This window comes from Mesorhizobium sp. 01N446 (assembly GCF_056399285.1).
Window position 1 is genome coordinate 158,503 of the sequence record NZ_JBFTRA010000002.1, and the last position, 16,657, is coordinate 175,159.

Annotated in this window: 16 protein-coding genes; 9 read left to right on the top strand and 7 right to left on the bottom strand. The window is 64.2% G+C overall.

The annotated features are described in order from the left end of the window. The first annotated feature begins 35 nt into the window (after positions 1-35). Positions 36-533, top strand: a complete 498-nt coding sequence (locus AC1DPX_RS09080; RefSeq protein WP_477236024.1) for an SRPBCC family protein — start codon at positions 36-38, stop codon at positions 531-533. A 1-nt stretch (position 534) separates the two neighbouring features. Here AC1DPX_RS09080 and AC1DPX_RS09085 read toward each other — a convergent pair whose 3' ends face one another. From AC1DPX_RS09085 to AC1DPX_RS09100, 4 genes are all read right to left on the bottom strand, one after another. Beyond that, a complete protein-coding gene (locus AC1DPX_RS09085; protein WP_477236026.1) occupies positions 535-1,557 on the bottom strand; it encodes an acyltransferase family protein in 1,023 nt (340 codons plus the stop codon). 215 nt (positions 1,558-1,772) lie between these two features. Continuing rightward, positions 1,773-2,570, bottom strand: a complete 798-nt coding sequence (locus AC1DPX_RS09090; RefSeq protein WP_477236028.1) for an FAD binding domain-containing protein — start codon at positions 2,568-2,570, stop codon at positions 1,773-1,775. Between the two features lie 108 nt (positions 2,571-2,678). Then, complete coding sequence (locus tag AC1DPX_RS09095) at positions 2,679-5,027, bottom strand: xanthine dehydrogenase family protein molybdopterin-binding subunit (RefSeq protein ID WP_477236030.1); 2,349 nt, start codon at positions 5,025-5,027, stop codon at positions 2,679-2,681. A 115-nt stretch (positions 5,028-5,142) separates the two neighbouring features. Then, positions 5,143-5,643 (bottom strand): (2Fe-2S)-binding protein, encoded by a 501-nt coding sequence (locus AC1DPX_RS09100; protein WP_477236032.1) that lies wholly within the window; start codon positions 5,641-5,643, stop codon positions 5,143-5,145. A 314-nt stretch (positions 5,644-5,957) separates the two neighbouring features. Here AC1DPX_RS09100 and AC1DPX_RS09105 point away from each other — a divergent pair, with 314 nt between their 5' ends. Both AC1DPX_RS09105 and AC1DPX_RS09110 read left to right on the top strand, forming a co-directional pair. After that, on the top strand, positions 5,958-7,094 hold the full coding sequence (locus AC1DPX_RS09105) for an FIST N-terminal domain-containing protein (RefSeq protein WP_477236034.1): 1,137 nt from the start codon (positions 5,958-5,960) through the stop codon (positions 7,092-7,094). Positions 7,095-7,112: 18 nt separating this feature from the next. Beyond that, positions 7,113-8,453: a hybrid sensor histidine kinase/response regulator gene (locus tag AC1DPX_RS09110; RefSeq protein ID WP_477236036.1), complete on the top strand. Its 1,341-nt coding sequence runs from the start codon at positions 7,113-7,115 to the stop codon at positions 8,451-8,453. Between the two features lie 119 nt (positions 8,454-8,572). On the opposite strand, the gene AC1DPX_RS09115 is transcribed toward AC1DPX_RS09110, so the two are convergent. Next, positions 8,573-9,256 (bottom strand): response regulator, encoded by a 684-nt coding sequence (locus tag AC1DPX_RS09115; protein ID WP_477236038.1) that lies wholly within the window; start codon positions 9,254-9,256, stop codon positions 8,573-8,575. A gap of 225 nt (positions 9,257-9,481) precedes the next feature. Between AC1DPX_RS09115 and AC1DPX_RS09120 the strand changes: the two genes are divergently transcribed. The 3 genes from AC1DPX_RS09120 to AC1DPX_RS09130 are packed head-to-tail and all read left to right on the top strand — an operon-like array spanning position 9,482 to position 11,292. Continuing rightward, complete coding sequence (locus AC1DPX_RS09120) at positions 9,482-10,177, top strand: fumarylacetoacetate hydrolase family protein (protein WP_477236040.1); 696 nt, start codon at positions 9,482-9,484, stop codon at positions 10,175-10,177. Positions 10,178-10,181: 4 nt separating this feature from the next. Next, complete coding sequence (gene maiA / locus AC1DPX_RS09125; RefSeq protein ID WP_477236042.1) at positions 10,182-10,832, top strand: maleylacetoacetate isomerase; 651 nt, start codon at positions 10,182-10,184, stop codon at positions 10,830-10,832. After that, on the top strand, positions 10,822-11,292 hold the full coding sequence (locus AC1DPX_RS09130) for a DUF4262 domain-containing protein (RefSeq protein WP_477236044.1): 471 nt from the start codon (positions 10,822-10,824) through the stop codon (positions 11,290-11,292). Before maiA ends, AC1DPX_RS09130 begins: the two co-directional genes overlap by 11 nt. On the opposite strand, the gene AC1DPX_RS09135 is transcribed toward AC1DPX_RS09130, so the two are convergent. Continuing rightward, positions 11,293-12,537: an MFS transporter gene (locus AC1DPX_RS09135; RefSeq protein WP_477236046.1), complete on the bottom strand. Its 1,245-nt coding sequence runs from the start codon at positions 12,535-12,537 to the stop codon at positions 11,293-11,295. It abuts the gene before it with no gap. A gap of 100 nt (positions 12,538-12,637) precedes the next feature. On the opposite strand from AC1DPX_RS09135, the gene AC1DPX_RS09140 reads away from it, so the two are divergent. Both AC1DPX_RS09140 and AC1DPX_RS09145 read left to right on the top strand, forming a co-directional pair. After that, a complete protein-coding gene (locus AC1DPX_RS09140) occupies positions 12,638-13,099 on the top strand; it encodes a winged helix-turn-helix transcriptional regulator (RefSeq protein ID WP_477236048.1) in 462 nt (153 codons plus the stop codon). Positions 13,100-13,208: 109 nt separating this feature from the next. Then, positions 13,209-14,249: a zinc-dependent alcohol dehydrogenase family protein gene (locus AC1DPX_RS09145; RefSeq protein ID WP_477236049.1), complete on the top strand. Its 1,041-nt coding sequence runs from the start codon at positions 13,209-13,211 to the stop codon at positions 14,247-14,249. 21 nt (positions 14,250-14,270) lie between these two features. Here AC1DPX_RS09145 and AC1DPX_RS09150 read toward each other — a convergent pair whose 3' ends face one another. After that, positions 14,271-15,134 (bottom strand): DMT family transporter, encoded by an 864-nt coding sequence (locus AC1DPX_RS09150; protein WP_477236051.1) that lies wholly within the window; start codon positions 15,132-15,134, stop codon positions 14,271-14,273. A 105-nt stretch (positions 15,135-15,239) separates the two neighbouring features. Between AC1DPX_RS09150 and AC1DPX_RS09155 the strand changes: the two genes are divergently transcribed. Then, a complete protein-coding gene (locus tag AC1DPX_RS09155) occupies positions 15,240-16,655 on the top strand; it encodes an aminotransferase-like domain-containing protein (protein ID WP_477236053.1) in 1,416 nt (471 codons plus the stop codon). Positions 16,656-16,657: the final 2 nt, after the last annotated feature.

A 16,657-nucleotide genomic window follows, 5' to 3' on the forward strand; every position in this document is an offset into this window, starting at 1 on the left:
CTAATATAAGCGTTCCGCCAAATGGAGGAACCGCGATGCCAAGCAACGTCTTCCGCTTCGACGAAAGCTGGGACATTCCCGAGGGCACGCCGCAGCAAGTGTGGGATGTGCTCTCCGACGCCGAACTGCTGCCGCTGTGGTGGGGCGACGTCTACAAGGAAGTGGTGCCGCTCAACGGCAAGGGCAAGCGATCGGTCGGCTCACGGGCAAGGGCACGGGCGCGCGGCGCCCTGCCCTATGAGTTGAATTTCATCATCGAAGCCGCCGAACTCGAGCCCGGCCGGCTGGTCGTCGTGAAAACCTATGGCGATTTCGACGGGCTGTGGCGGGCTGAACTGTCGCCGTCGGGCAGCGGCACCCATGTCCAATTGACCTGGCAGGTCACGGTCGAGAGGCCGATCCTCAAATTCCTGGCGCCGCTGCTGCGGCCGGCTTTCGCATGGAATCACCGCTGGACGACGCCGCGCGGCGAAGCCGGCCTGCGGCGTTATCTCAGGCTCGCAACAACAGTGCCGCGGCGCGATGAGGCCTGAATCACCAATTGCGGTTCAGCCATTCACGCGCCGGCCGCTCGACAAGGTAGTAGCTGCACAGCGCGCAGGCAAAGACGGCGGCCAGCATCGGCCATGGGCTGATGCCTTGCTCATAGACGAATTTGTAGAAGGGCTGCTGCCACAGATAGAGCGAGTATGACCACAGGCCCAACGTCGCCATGGGCCAGGACGACAGCAAATTCGAAAAAATCGCGGTGCTGAAGTCGAGCGCATTAACGGACAGCGCCAGCAGCGGCACCGCAAGAAGATAGTGGATCGGCGTCGGGACAGGGTCCATGAACAGGATTACCGCGGCGGTCRCCGCCGCCAGAGCGACATAGGGCCCCTTCAACCAGGCCGGCAGCCGACCCTCGGCCTTGAGCAGGCAGATCGAAGCCGACAACAGGATCGAGGCGATGTGCACATCGGTGCGCCAGTAAGTGGCCTCGTAGTCCAGCTCGAACACCCAGTACGACACCGCGCCATTGGCCATGGCGAGCAGGGCCAGCGTCAGCAGCAAGGGGATGACGCGGTTGCGGCTGGAGACGAGCGCGCTGATCAAGGCCAGTATGATGTAGGCGTGCTCCTCGACACAGAGCGACCAGATATGGTCGAGCGCCCCGGCGCGGGTGACGAGAATTCCGGCGTAATTGTAGGTGAATGTCAGCGCCGTCAGCGCCGCCTTCCATTTGAAGGCGATGAACGTGCCGGACAGCGCGATCATGGCAATGACGACGAAGACCAGAAGTGCGGGGTAGATGCGCGAGAAACGGCGTTTGAAGAACTTCTTCAGCGGGTAGCGCTCGATGAACAGGATTTCGGCCATCAGCCGGCCGCTGAGCACGAAGAAGAATTCGACGCCCAGCACGCCAAGATTGATTCCGGGCACCGGGAAAAAATGACCGATCAGCACCAGTGCGATCGACAGGCCGCGCCAGCCATCGAGATAGGCCAGTCTTGTCCTGGCCGATCTGTCGAGGACGGATCGTGACGGAACCATCTGGGTCGCGGTAATTTCGGACATTCCGATCCCTTCGCATTGGCATGCGAAAGGGCACGGCGGTACACATCCGAACCCGGCTCGCATTCCCGCCCCGATCCATACTGCAGTGCAATATAAATTTGTGCAAGTGCGAGATTGTCACTGATGCAGCTCCCAGCGGACATCGACCCGTACGAAAAAGGGGCCGCGAAGGCCCCTTTCCTTGTCCACAACGGCTCGTAAACCGATGAACCGCGTCAGGCGTTGGCTGCAGCCACCGCGCGCTTGGCCATGACCGCGATCAGGTTGGCGCGGTAGTCGGCGGAGGCGTGGATGTCGCTCATCAGGTTCTTCGCCGGCACTTTCACGCCGGCGAGCGATGCGGCGTCGAAATTCTTCGCCAGCGCTGCCTCGATCTCCTTCGAGCGGAAGACGCCGTCGTCGCCGGCGCCGGTGACGGCGACGCTGACGCCGTCCTTGCCCTTGGCCACGAACACGCCGACGATCGCATAGCGCGAAGCCGGGTTGCGGAATTTTTCGTATGCAGCCTTTGCCGGAGCCGTGAAGCTAACTGCCGTGATGATCTCGCCATCCTTCAAGGCCGTCTCGAACAGGCCCTTGAAGAACTTGTCGGCCGAGATCTCGCGCTTGTTGGTGACGATGGTGGCGCCCAGGGCCAGAAGTGCGGCCGGATAGTCGGCCGCCGGATCGTTGTTGGCGATCGAACCGCCGATCGTGCCCTTGTAGCGCACCGCCGGATCACCGATCAGCGACGCCAGATGGGCAAGCGCCGGGCAGGCCTTGCGCAGCTTCTCGTCGTTGGAGACGTCGAAATGCGTGGTAGCCGCGCCGATGGTGACCGTCTTTCCCGACACCTTGATGCCTTGCATCTCCTTGATGCGCGACAGATCGACGAGATCGGAAGGAGCCGCCAGTCGCGTCTTCATGGCGGGTATGAGCGTCATGCCGCCGGAGAGCAGCTTGGTATCGCCGCTTTTCGCGAGCTTGGCGGCATCCGCGACCGAGGCGGCACGGTGGTAGTTGACTGCGTACATTGGCTTTCTCCCTTCGGGGAAAGAGCGAATAGGGAGTAGCGAATAGCGAATAGGAACCATCCTGTCGCACCGCCCTTTCTTCCCTATTCGCTACTCCCTATTCGCTTTTCAGTGCTTCGCGGCGCGGATCGCGGCCCACACGGTGGGCGGCGAGGCGGGCATGGCGATATCGGCGATGCCGATGGCATCGGTGATGGCGTTGATCACCGCCGGCGGCGAGCCGATGGCGCCGGCCTCGCCGCAGCCCTTGATCCCCAACGGATTGCCCGGGCATGGCGTGTTCGAGGTCGAGACCTTGAACGACGGCAGATCGCCCGCGCGCGGCATGGTGTAGTCCATGTAGCTCGCCGTCAGCAGCTGTCCGCTGGTATCGTAATAAGCGCCTTCCAGCAGCGCCTGGCCGATGCCTTGCGCTATGCCGCCATGCACCTGGCCCTCGACGATCATCGGATTGATGATGTTGCCGAAATCGTCGGCGGCCACGAACTGGACGATCTCGGTCGTTCCGGTCTCCGGATCGATCTCGACCTCGCAGATGTAGCAGCCCGCCGGGAAGGTGAAGTTCGACGGATCGTAGAAGGCCGTTTCTTTCAGCCCGGGCTCCATCCCTGCCGGCAGGTTGTGGGCGGTGTAGGCGGCGAGCGCCACCTGGAACCATGGCACGTTCTTGTCGGTGCCGGCGACCTTCAGCGCACCGTTCTCGATGACAATGTCGCCCTCATCGGCTTCGAGCAGGTGAGCGGCGATCTTCTTGGCCTTGGCCTCGACCTTGTCGAGCGCCTTTGATATCGCCGACATGCCGACCGCGCCCGAGCGCGAACCGTAGGTGCCCATGCCCATCTGCACCTTGTCGGTGTCGCCATGGACGATCGAAACCGAATCGATCGGCACGCCGAAACGCTGATTGACCAGCTGCGCGAAAGTCGTCTCGTGGCCCTGGCCATGGCTGTGCGAGCCGGTCAGCACCTCGATCGTGCCGACGGCGTTGACCCGCACTTCGGCCGATTCCCAAAGGCCGACGCCGGCGCCGAGCGAGCCGACCGCCGCCGACGGCGCGATGCCGCAGGCTTCGATGTAGCAGCTCATGCCGATGCCGCGCAGCAGGCCCTTCTTGGCGGCCGCCGCCTTGCGCTTGGCAAAGCCGGCATAGTCCGAAGCTTTCATGGCCGCATCGAGCGAGGCGCCATAGTCGCCGGCGTCATAGTTCATGATCACCGGTGTCTGGTGCGGGAAGGAGGTGATGAAGTTCTTGCGCCGCAGTTCAGCCGGGGAAACGCCGAGCTCGCGCGCCGCCGCTTCCATCGTGCGTTCCAGGAGATAGGTGGCCTCCGGCCGCCCTGCCCCGCGATAGGCATCGACAGGCGCGGTATTGGTGTAGACCGTGCGCACATTGGCGTGGATGGCCGCAATGTCGTACTGGCCCGACAGAAGCGTCGCGTAGAGGTAGGTCGGCACGCAGGACGAAAACAGCGACATGTAGGCGCCGAGATTGGCGATCGTGTCGACCTTCAGCCCGGTGATCCTGTTGTTCTTGTCGAAAGCCATTTCCACCGTCGAGACATGGTCGCGGCCATGCGCGTCGGAGAGAAAGCTTTCGGTGCGGTCGGCGACCCATTTGACCGGCACGCCGGTTTTCTTGGAAGCCCAGAGGCAGACGATCTCTTCGGGATAGATGTAGATCTTGGAGCCGAAGCCGCCGCCGACGTCAGGCGCGATGACGCGCAATTTGTTTTCCGGCGCGACATTGTAGAAGGCGCTCATCACCAGCCGCGCGACATGCGGGTTCTGCGAGGTCGTCCAGCAGGTGTAATGGTCCTCGGCCTTGTCGTAATGGCCGAGCGCCGCGCGCGGTTCCATGGCGTTCGGCACCAGCCGGTTGTTGACGATCTTCATGCGGGTGACATGCGCCGCTGCCTTGATCGCCGCGTCGGTCGCCTTGGCGTCGCCGATCTCCCAGTCGAAGATCAGATTGTTCTCGGCCTCGGCATGGATCTGCGGCGCGCCCTTTTCGAGTGCCTTGGTGGCTTCGACGACGGCCTTCAATTCCTTGTAGGTGATCTCGACCGCCTCGGCCGCATCGCGGGCCTGGCCCTTGGTCTCGGCAACGACGACGACGACGGCGTCGCCGACATAGCGGACCTTGTCGACGGCCAGCGGCGACCAGGCGCCCATCTTCATCGGCGAGCCGTCCTTGGAATGGATCATCCAGCCGCAGATCAGGTTGCCGATGCCGTCGGCCTTGAGCTCCTTGCCGGTCAGCACGCCGATGACGCCGGGCATGGCTTGCGCCTTCTTCACGTCGATCTTCTTGATCTGCGCATGCGCGTGCGGGCTGCGCACGAAGGCCGCATGCTTCATGCCGGGAACCACCATGTCGTCGACATAGCGGCCGGCGCCGGTGATGAACCTTTTGTCTTCCTTGCGCGCGACCCGAGCGCCAACACCTTCAATGCCCATCAGAAATTCCTCCCGAATTTAGGGGAGTAGGTGAGTAGGGCAGTAAGGCAGTAGGGAAATTTTCTTCTGGTTCCCTACTGCCTTACTGCCCTACTGCCCTACTGCCTTGTTCATCTCACGCTGCTTGCTTGGCCTTGCCCTTGGTCCCCTTCGCCATCGTCTTCGATGCGGCGAGGATCGCCTTGACRATGTTGTGGTAGCCGGTGCAACGGCAGATGTTGCCTTCCAGCTCGGCCCGCACCGTCGCCTCGTCGAGGCCTTCGGGATGGCGGTTGATCATGTCGGTTGCCGTCATGATCATGCCAGGCGTGCAGAAGCCGCATTGCAGGCCGTGATGTTCCTTGAAGGCGGCCTGCACGGGATGCAAATCGGCGCCGTTGGCGAGACCTTCGATCGTCACCACGCTCGAGCCGGACGCCTGTACCGCGAGCATGGTGCAGGACTTCACCGCCTTGCCGTCGACATGGACGACGCAGGCCCCGCATTGCGAGGTGTCGCAGCCGACATGCGTGCCGGTCAGGCCGAGATTCTCGCGCAGGAAGTGAACCAGCAGCGTTCGGTCCTCGGCGGTCCCGCTGACCCGCTTGCCGTTCACCATCAACGAAACGTCCGACATGAATCCTCCCTGGGTATCAACCTTGGTCATCACGCTGCCGACGCGCCGCTGGCACTTCGGCCATGCGCTATTCGTACACCGCACAACGCGCAAAAAACAGCGCGACGGAAAAGCTGGATCATTGTACTTTCGGTCATGGCCAAGGCACGAAGGTGCATTCCCCTCGCCCCATTGCCAAACCGCCGAATGGAAGCAACAATATCCTTCGACGCCTGCGCGCCAGAAGCCTGTAAAAACAGCCGCGTATAAAACAGCGTTGGAGGAAATGCGGGAGAACGCCGCTGACCAGTTCACGGACGCGCTACGCCTGCGGCTTGTCGGCGCTGACCACGGACGAGCCCGACCTGGATGCTTTCGCTCGCGCGGTGGCCAGCGAGGCTGCGGCAATCGACGCCGGCTTTGCCCTCGTGTTCTTTTCCCAGAGCCTCGTCGAGGCCGGCGCCCTCTCGCGGGCACTCTCGGCGCATGCGCCGGGGCTCCACCATGCCGGCTGCTCCACCGCCKGCGAGATCACGCCGCAGGGGCTTGAGGAGGGCCATATGCTGGCGATGCTGCTTCCCTCGGCGGCGTTCACCGCGGTCAGCGCCATGGTCGACAATCTATCCTCGTCGGGCATGGACAGGATCACGGGCGAGGTCGAGGCCTTGCGGCGCGCGCTGCGCGTCAGGGTGGGCGGCGAGCGGACCAGGAACACCTTCGCGCTCTGCTTCATCGATGGGCTGTCCTATGCCGAGGAAGCGGTCAGCTCGGCCATCCACTGGGGTCTTGACGACATCCCGCTGCTCGGCGGCTCAGCCGGCGACGATCTGAAATTCGAGACGACGCGCCTGATCTCGAATGGCAGGGTCACCTCGGACAGCGCCATCATCGTGCTGATATCCACCGAGATTCCGTTCCACGTCTTCAAGACCGACAATTTCGTTCCGACCGACGAAAAGCTGGTGGTAACGGCGTCCGATGCCGATCACCGCATCGTGCGCGAGTTCAATGCCACCAACGCGGCTGAGGAATATGCCGCTTCAGTCGGCATCCTGCCGCAGACCCTGACGCCGCTTAGCTTCGCCTCGCATCCGGTGGTGGTGAAGGTAGGCGGCGAATACTACTGCCGGTCGATCCAGAAGATGCACGCGGATGGCTCGCTGTCTTTCTTCTGCGCCATCGACGACGGCGTCGTGCTGTCGATCGCCCAGCCCAAGGACATGGTGGAATCGACACGCGCGGCCCTGCGCGAGGTCGAGGAGAGGCTCGGCGGCATCGACCTGATCCTCGGCTTCGACTGCGTGCTGCGCCGGCTCGACGCGCGCAACCGGCAGGTCTTTCGTGACATTTCGGAACTCTACCGGGTCAACAATGTCGTCGGCTTCGGCACCTATGGCGAGCAGTACCGGTCGATGCATTTGAACCAGACCTTCACCGGCATCGCCTTTGGCGAACGGCAAGCGGCGGAATAAGGGCCGCAGAATGACACGATGCCACTCAAGGACATAAACGACCTAGAAAAGCTGAAGAAGATCAACGCCGCCCTGGTCAGCCGCGTCGAGCGCTCGATGGACCAGCAAGGCAATGCCTTCTCGCTGTTCCAGACCGCCATCTCACTCGAAAACCGGGTGCGCACGCGCACCGAGGAACTGCACTCGACGCTCCGGCGGCTGGAACGGTCCAACATCGACCTCAGCGCCGCCAAGGAGAACGCCGAATTCGCGAACCTGTCCAAGACGAGGTTCCTCGCCGCCGCCAGCCATGACGTGCTGCAGCCGCTGAACGCGGCTCACCTGTCCGTCTCGGCGCTCGCCGAGGTGCAGACCAGCGACGAAGGCAGGAAACTGGTGCGGCAGGTCGAGCGCTCGCTGGAAACGATGGAGGACCTGCTGCGCACCTTGCTCGACATTTCCAAGCTCGATGCCGGCGTGGTGCACCCCGACATAGGCGATGTCAGCCTGGAGGCGCTGTTCTCGTCGCTGCGCTCGGATTTCCAGCCGGTCGCGGAAATCAAGGGGTTGTCGCTGAAATTCCGGCAGGTCAATGCCGTGGTCCGCTCCGACCGCACGCTGCTGCGCCGCATCCTGCAGAACATCCTGTCCAACGCGCTGGGCTATACCCGCTCGGGTGGCGTGCTCGTCGGCACCAGGCATCGCGGCGACACGATCCGCATCGATGTCGCCGACACCGGCTGCGGCATTCCCGAGGACCAGCGCGAGGCGGTGTTCGAGGAATTCCATCGCGGCACCTTGCCGGCCAATGCCGGGCTCGACGGCGGCGGCCTTGGACTGGGGCTCGCCATCGTGCGCCGCATGGCCGGCGCGCTCGGCCACCCCGTGACGTTCTCATCAAAGGTCGGGCGCGGCACGATCTTCCACATCGATGTCCCTGTCGGCATCGGCGCGCCGGCCGACGCCATCGCCAGCGCCACCAGCCTGGAACGGTCGCGCGGCTACGGCCTTTTCGGCACCAAGGTGCTGCTGGTCGAGAACGACGCCGAGGTGCTGGAGGCCATGACCTTCCTGCTCGAGCGCTGGCAGTGCCTGGTGCGGTCCGCGACCTCGACCGACGATGCGCTGGACCTGCTCGGCGACACCGACTGGGTGCCAGACATCATCATTGCCGACCAGCATCTCGACGGCGGCGATCTCGGCACCGCCACCATATCGGAAGTCCGCGACTATCTCGGCCGCGCCGTGCCGGCGCTGATCGTCACCGCCGACAGTTCCGAAGCCGTCGCCAAGGCCGCCCGCGCCGGCGGCATCGAACTGATGCGCAAACCGCTGAAACCGGCGCAGTTGCGCGCACTGCTGGCGCATCTGCTGGCTTAGCTCCATACCCTCCCTTGGGGAGGGTCGGCGCGCAGCGCCGGGGTGGGGTGCGGCGCCAAGCTCTCCCACCCCGCTCCGCTTCGCGGATCGACCCTCCCCACGTGGGGGAGGGTAAAAGATCAAAACCCCGCCTGATCCCTGAAAAGCTCCGCATTGTCCAGCTTCGAAACCTCGATCACCGCTTGCGTGCGGCTGTAGACGTTGAGCTTGCGCAGGATCTCCGAGACATGCGCCTTGACCGTGGTCTCGCCCACCTGCAGCTCGTAGGCGATCTGCTTGTTGAGCAGGCCCTGGCGCAGCATTTGCAGCACGCGCAGTTGCTGCGGCGTCAGCTTGGACAAGCGCTGGACCATGTCGGCGCGGTCGATGCTGTCAGCGTCCGCCGGCTGGCCTTCATAGGTTTCCGGCACATAGATGGCGCCGTCCATCACCGAGCGGATGGCGGCGGCCAGATCGCTTTTGCGCGCCGATTTCGGGATGAAGCCGGCAGCGCCATAGGACAAGGCCTCGGAAATGATGCGCGGCTCCTCGTAGCCGGACACGATCACCACCGGCAGGCGCGGATAGCGGGTCCTAAGCTGCAGCAGCCCTTCGAAGCCGTGCACGTCGGGCATTGAGAGATCGAGCAGCGCAAGGTCGAAAGGCTTGGCGTCGGCCAGCAGATCGAGCGCCTCGGCGATCGAGCGCGCCTCGACCGTGTCGACCTCCGGATAGGCCATCTGCACGGCGCTGTGCAGCGCCTCGCGAAACAGCGGGTGGTCGTCGATGATCAGGAACCGGGCGCGATCATTGGGTGCTGTCATGTGGCTCGTTCCGGTTTACCGGCCACACCATAGCCCCGCGACCATGGCCGGATTATTAGCAAATAGTCTATCGCGAGTTGATAGGCCGCAGCAAAGTGATGGGAACCCTGAATTCCTTATACGGCCCCGGCAAAGCCCGTGCTTTATGAAAAGCGACGCCTTGCCCGCCCCCCGAAATCGGCCGAAGGTGCCGCAGACATTCCGATATCCAGCGCAGAGACAACCATGACCGCCTTCGTCCTTCCCGTACCGCCAACGCCTTCCGTCGCCATCAGCGGGTCGGCAGAGCGTTTTGCCGTGCGGCGCATTTTCTGCGTCGGCCGCAACTATGCGGCGCACGCCCGCGAATTCGGCAATGACGAGCGCGATCCGCCCTTCTTCTTCACCAAGCCGGCCGACGCGGTGGTCGATTCCGGCACCGTGATCCCCTACCCGCCGCTGACCGCCAATCTGCACCATGAAATCGAGCTGGTGGCCGCGATCGGCAAACCGGGCTTCCGCATTGCGCGTGAGCGGGCGCTGGACCACGTCTGGGGTTATGGCGTCGGCATCGACCTCACCCGACGCGATCTCCAGGACGAGGCCAAGAAGGCTGCGCGGCCCTGGGACTGGTCGAAGGCGTTCGACCGTTCCGCCCCTTGCGGCCCGCTGGTCCCGGCGCAAAAGACCGGCCACCCGACGAAAGGCCGCATCTGGCTCGCCGTCGACGGCAAGGTGCGGCAGGACGCCGATCTCACCGAGCTGATCTGGCCGATAGCGGACATTGTCTCGATCTGCAGCGAGGGCGTGGAATTGCAGGCCGGCGACCTGATCTTCACCGGCACGCCGGCCGGTGTCGGCGCCGTGAAGTCGGGTGAGACGATGACCGGCGGCGTCGACGGCATCGGCACGATCGAAGTGACCATTGGCCAGCCGAAGTGAGCGCATGAGCGAACTCGTCCTGCACAATTACTATCGCTCCTCCACCTCCTATCGGGCGCGGATCGCGCTGGAGATGAAGGGGCTGCGCTATGACTATGTCCCGCATCATCTGCGCCACGGCGAGCATCTGGAACCAGCCTATCTCGCGGTCAATCCGCAAGGGCTGGTGCCGGCATTGGTGCTCGACGACGGTACGCTGTTGACGCAGTCGCTGGCGATCATCGAATATCTCGACGAGATCCATCCCGAGCCGCCGCTGCTGCCGAAGGACCCGCTTGGCCGGGCGCGCGTGAGAATGCTGGCGCAGATGATTGCCTGCGACATCCATCCGGTAAACAATCTGCGCGTGCTGACCTCGCTGCGTACTTTGTTCGGCGCCGGCGACCAGGACATCACCAACTGGTTCCGCCACTGGGTGAACGAAGGCTTTCAGCCGCTTGAAAAGATTCTGGCTTCCTCGCCTCAGACGGGAACATTCTGCCATGGCGAGGCGCCGGGCCTCTCCGATATCTGCCTGGCGGCGCAGATCGCGAGCAACGCCCGCTTCGGCGTCGACCTGACGCCCTACCCGACGATAGCCCGCATCAACGGCGCCTGTATGGCGCTGCCGGCTTTCCAGAAAGCCGCGCCGCAGAACCAGATCGATGCCGAGTAGAGAAGCCAAAGACCCCGAGGAAGCCAAGGCGCTCGCCGATATCGAAGAGTATGGCTGTCATATCCTCTATGTGCTGGAGGAGAACGAGCATCCGCCATTCGCGTACTCGGTGGGGATAGAACACAATTTCAAAGTCCCTGAACTGGTCGTCGTCGGACTCAAGCCGGAACTTTCGCAGACCATCATCAACGAGTATTGCCGACGAGTGCGCAGCGGCGAGAGGTTCAGCGTCGGAGGGCGGGCGTCAGGGTTCTTGGGAGGCGGCTTCGACTGTCAGTTCGGCTCGGTCCATCCGGACCACTATCCTGAACATTTCGGTTGGGATATCTGGTTCTACGACGGCTCGGATTTCCGGATTATGCAGCTAATTTTTCCAACAACTTCCGGGGTTTGGCCGTGGGATGCCGAAGCTGGCGAATGGGTTCGCAAACGGCAACCGTTGCTTGATACCCCGCCCTAACTAGTGCCCTAGCCTTAGCGTCGCCACCCAGAACACCAGCGCCGCCAGAGCGACACCGCCGCCAAGCATGCAAACACCGCTCCAGCCCCAGGCGCCAAAAATCATGGTCGAGGCGATGGAGCCTAGCGCGCTGCCGAGCGAATAGAAGATCATGTAGCCGCCGACCAGCCGGCTGCGCGCATCCGGCCGGCGCGCGAAGATCAGGCTCTGGTTGGTGACATGGACGGCCTGGATCGCCAGGTCCAGCATGACGATGCCGGCGACAAGCAGCCACAGCGACGCGCCCATGAAGGCGATCGGCAGCCAGGCTGCGGTCATCAACAGCAGGCTGAGGCCGGTGACCAGCTGGCCACGGCCGCGATCGACGAGGCCGCCTGTCCAGCGAGCACCGAGAGCGCCGGCGACGCCGGCAAGGCCGAACAACCCGATCGCGGTGTGCGAGAGGGAAAATGGCGCGGCACTCAGCGGCAGCACCAGCGGCGCCCACAGCACGTTGAAGCTGGCGAAGATCAGCATGGCGAGCACCGCGCGCACGCGCAGCAGCGGCTCTTGAACGAACAGCAGCACCACCGAACCCAGCAGGCGCGGATAGGATGTGCGTGGCCGCTCCGCCTCGTGGCGCGGCAGGATGAGGTAAAGAACCAGCGCCATGACCAGCGTCAGCCCCGCCGAGACCAGATAGACCCAGCGCCAGCCGGCGAGGTCGGCGACGACACCGGCGGCGAAGCGGGCAAGCAGGATGCCAAGGATGACGCCGCTGGTGACGGTGCCGACCGCCCGCCCCCGCTCGGACGGAACGGCGAGGTCGGCGGCATAAGCCACCAGCACCTGCACCACCACGGCAAGCAGCCCGACGACCGAGAGACTTGCCAGCAGCATCGCCGCGCTCGGTGCGACCCCGACCGCGATCAGCGCCACGGCGGAAAGCACTGCCTGCCCGGCGATCAGTTTGCGGCGGTCGAACAGATCGCCCAGCGGCACGATGAAGAACAGGCCGAGCGCATAGCCGATCTGCGTGACCGTCACCACGATGCCGATCGAGGCCGGCGCGATGGCGAAATCATGCGCCATGGCGTCGAGCAGTGGATGCGCGAAATAGACATTGGCGATGCTCAGGCCACAGGCAATGGCGAAGACCAGCGCCGTCATTCCCGACAGTCCCGGTGGTGACCCCGGCGCGACCTGTGGCGGCCCATCGGACCGCTGCGCGCCTGTCGCCACGCCGTTCACTACCTGCATGTTCATGTCGCTCTCCGCAAAGAGGTTTTAAGTTGAAACCACTTGCTGGATAGGCAGAACAGTTTTATCTTGCAACCGAAATGACGGATCTGGACCAACGATTGCCATGGTGAAACGAACGAGCCACCACGAAGCGGATTGCCTGATCGCGCGGCCGCTGGACGCGATCGGCGACTGGTGGTCGCTGCTCATCGTGCGCGACGCCTTTGACGGCTTGCGCCGCTTCGGCGAGTTCCAGAAGAGCCTCGGCGTCGCCAAGAACATCCTGTCGGCGCGGCTGCGCAATCTGGTCGCGCACGGCATTCTCGAGACGGTGCCGGCACCCGACGGCAGCGCGCACCACGAATATGTGCTTACGGAAAAGGGGCGCGGCCTTTTCTATGTCCTGGTTGCCTTGCGGCAATGGGGCGAGACCTATTTCTCCGGGCCGGGCGAGCCCTACACTTTCATGGTCGATACGCGGAGCGGCCGGCCGATCAGGCGCCTGGAGGTGCATGCCGAGGACGGGCGGCTGCTGGTCCCCGGCGATACGAGGCTTGCCGATTTCCGCACCCAGGAAAACAGCTGACCGCGCTTGGTGGACGGCGGACTGGCCAGACTGGCGGAATCGATTTCCGCTTGACCGGGCGGGGAATCGGCTATCGTTTCCCCGGACAGTACGCAGGGTGGAGTGACCGATGAAAGCCGTCGTCTTCGAGAAATTCGGCGAAGCGCCGACGATCCAGACCGTTCCCGATCCGAAGCCGGCTGCCGATGGCGTCGTCATCAAGGTCGAGGCGACGGGGCTGTGCCGCAGCGATTGGCATGGCTGGATGGGCCATGATGACGGCATCACCTTGCCGCATGTCCCGGGCCATGAGCTGGCGGGCGTCGTCGTCGCCGCCGGCAAGCAGGTCAGCCGCTGGAAGGCCGGAGACCGCGTGACGGTGCCGTTCGCCGTCGGCTGCGGCCGCTGCTTCGAATGCACCTCGGGCAACTATCAGGTCTGCGAGCACCAGACGCAGCCGGGCTTCACCGGCTGGGGCTCGTTCGCCGAATATGTCGGCATCGAACATGCCGACACCAATCTGGTGCGCCTGCCCGAGGAGATGGAATACGCCACCGCCGCCAGCCTCGGCTGCCGTTTCGTCACCTCGTTTCGCGCCATCGTCGACCAGGGCCGGGTCAAGCCCGGTGAATGGGTGGCGGTGCATGGCTGCGGCGGCGTCGGCCTGTCGGCGATCATGATCGCCAGTTCGCTGGGCGCCAACGTCATCGCCATCGACCTCACCGACGAGAAGCTGGAGTTCGCCAAAAAGATCGGCGCCGTGGCGACCATCAATGCGTCAACGACACCGAATGTGGTCAAGGCGGTCAAGCAGATCACCAATGGCGGCGCGCATATGTCGATGGACGCGCTCGGGCACCCCACCACTTCCTTCAACTCGATCGCCAATCTGCGCCGGCGCGGCCGCCATGTGCAGGTCGGCCTGATGCTCGGCGAGCACGCCCGCCCGCAAGTGCCGATGGATAAGGTCATCGCCTTCGAACTCGAAATCCTCGGCAGCCACGGCATGCAGGCCTACCGCTACCAGGCGATGATGGAGATGATCCGCCACGGCAAGCTCAAGCCCGAACTGCTGGTCGGCAAGAAGATCAGCCTCGACGAAGCGCCCGCGGCGCTGATGGCGATGGGCGGCTTCGAGGGCATTGGTATCGGGGTGGTGACGAAGTTCTAGGCGCCGGCGTCGCTTTCCGAACTACCGCGCAAACTTCTTCGCGCCGAACACGCAGGCCACCACGCCGAGCGTGACCACCACCATCAGCGGGCTGACCTGCTCGTGCAGCAGCGTCGCCGCGAGTGCCAGGCCGAAGAACGGCTGCAGCAACTGCAGCTGGCCCACGGCGGCGATGCCGCCCTGAGCCAGGCCGCGGTACCAGAAGACGAAACCGATCAGCATGCTGAACAGCGAGACATAGGCGAGCCCGATCCAGGCGTGGGAGCCGACGGCGGCAAAGGATGGCGGCAGCGTCGCGAAAGTCAGCACCAGCATGATCGGCAACGACAGCGTCAGCGCCCAGCAGATCACTTGCCAGCCACCGAGCTTGCGTGACAGCGCCGCGCCCTCGGCATAACCCAGGCCGCAGACGACGATGGCCGCGAGCATCAGGCCATCGCCGACCGGTGAAGCCGTCACGCCCTGCATGAGCGCGAAGCCGGCGACCAGGGCGCTGCCGATGCAGGAAAACAACCAGAACGCCGGTCGTGGACGCTCGCCGCCGCGCAGCACGCCGAAGATCGCGGTTGCCAGCGGCAGCAGGCCGACGAAGATGATCGAGTGGGCGGAGGTAACGTGCTTCAGTGCAAGTGCGGTAAGCAACGGAAAGCCGACCACCACGCCGAGCGCCACGATCACCAGCGACAACAGATCGCCGCGCTGCGGGCGTTTCTCCCGGAACAAAAGCAGCATTGCCAGGCCAAGCAGTCCGGCAATCGCGGCGCGGGCTGATGTCACGAAGGTCGGGTCGAAATCCATCACCGCTACGCGCGTCGCCGGCAGCGAGCCTGAGAAGATCAACACGCCGATAAATCCGTTCAGCCAGCCGCTCGCGGTCTTGTCCATTCCAGGCTCCATGTCTTTCGCCCTCTATCGGGCAGATGCCATGGCATAGCCAGAGACAATGGGGTACAATTGCGCGAAACTGTAATGGCATATCGAGCAGTACAGATGACAGACTTTGCCTTGGAGAAGGACGATGCGCCCGCACTCACGACCACTCTGGTCGAGACTGTCATGGCGACCATCCGCCAGCGGATCGCCGCGCGCAGCCTGACACCGGGAGCCCGGCTGCCATCGATCCGCGCCTTCGCCCAATCCATGCAGGTGTCCAAATCCACCGTGGTCGAAGCCTATGAGCGGCTCGCCGCCGAAGGCACGATCCGCTCCCGGCCAGGCTCGGGCTTCTATGCCGCCGGCACGCTGGCGCCGCTGTCGCTGGCCGAGATCGGTCCCCGGCTCGACCGCGCCGTCGATCCGCTCTGGGTCTCGCGCCAGTCGCTGGATGCCGGCGACGAGGTCCTGAAACCCGGCTGTGGCTGGCTGCCGGCCTCATGGATGCCGCAGGCCGCGCTGCGCCGGGCACTGCGCACGGCAGCGCGCGCCGACGATGTCACGCTTGCCGATTACGGCACGCCGCTCGGCCTGCCGCCGCTGCGGCAGTTGCTGGCGCGGCGCATGGCCGGGCATGGCATTGAAGTCTCGCCTGAACAGATCATGCTGACGGAATCGGGCACGCAGGCCATCGACCTGTTGTGCCGGTTCCTGATCGAGCCCGGCGACACGGTGCTGGTCGACGACCCCTGCTATTTCAATTTCCAAGCGCTGCTGCGCGCCCACCGCGCCAAGGTTGTCAGCGTGCCCTATACGCCGTCGGGACCTGATATCGAGCTGTTCGCGCAGGCCCTCGCCGAGCATCGGCCGCGCCTCTACATCACCAACTCCGCCATCCACAACCCGACCGGCGCGATCCTGTCGCCGGTCACCGCGCATCGTTTGCTGAAGCTCGCCGACCAGTCGGACCTGACCATCGTCGAGGACGACATCTTCGCCGATTTCGAACATGCCCCTGCCCCGAGACTCGCGGCCTTCGACGGCCTCAGCCGCGTCGTCCAGATCGGCAGCTTTTCCAAGACGCTGTCGGCATCGGTGCGCTGCGGTTTCATCGCCGCGCCCCGCGATTGGATCGAGGGCCTGACCGACCTCAAGATCGCCACGACCTTCGGCGGCGGACGGCTGGCGGCCGAATTGGTGCTGACATTGCTTAAGGACGGCAGCTACCGCAAGCACATGGATCTGCTGCGCGCCAGGCTCGCACGCGCCATGGCCGAGACCGGCGCCCGTCTGAAGGCGATCGGCATCACGCCCTGGATCGACCAGCCGGCCGGCCTGTTCCTGTGGTGCGGCCTGCCCGATAGCATTGACGCTGCCGACGTCGCCCGCCGGGCGCTGGCCGACAATGTCGTGCTGGCGCCCGGCAATGCGTTCAGTCTGTCACAGACGGCCAGCCGTTTCCTGCGCTTCAACGTCGCCCAGTGCGAAGACGGGCGGATCTTCAAGGTGGTCGAGGCGGCGATGGCGCGCTGATC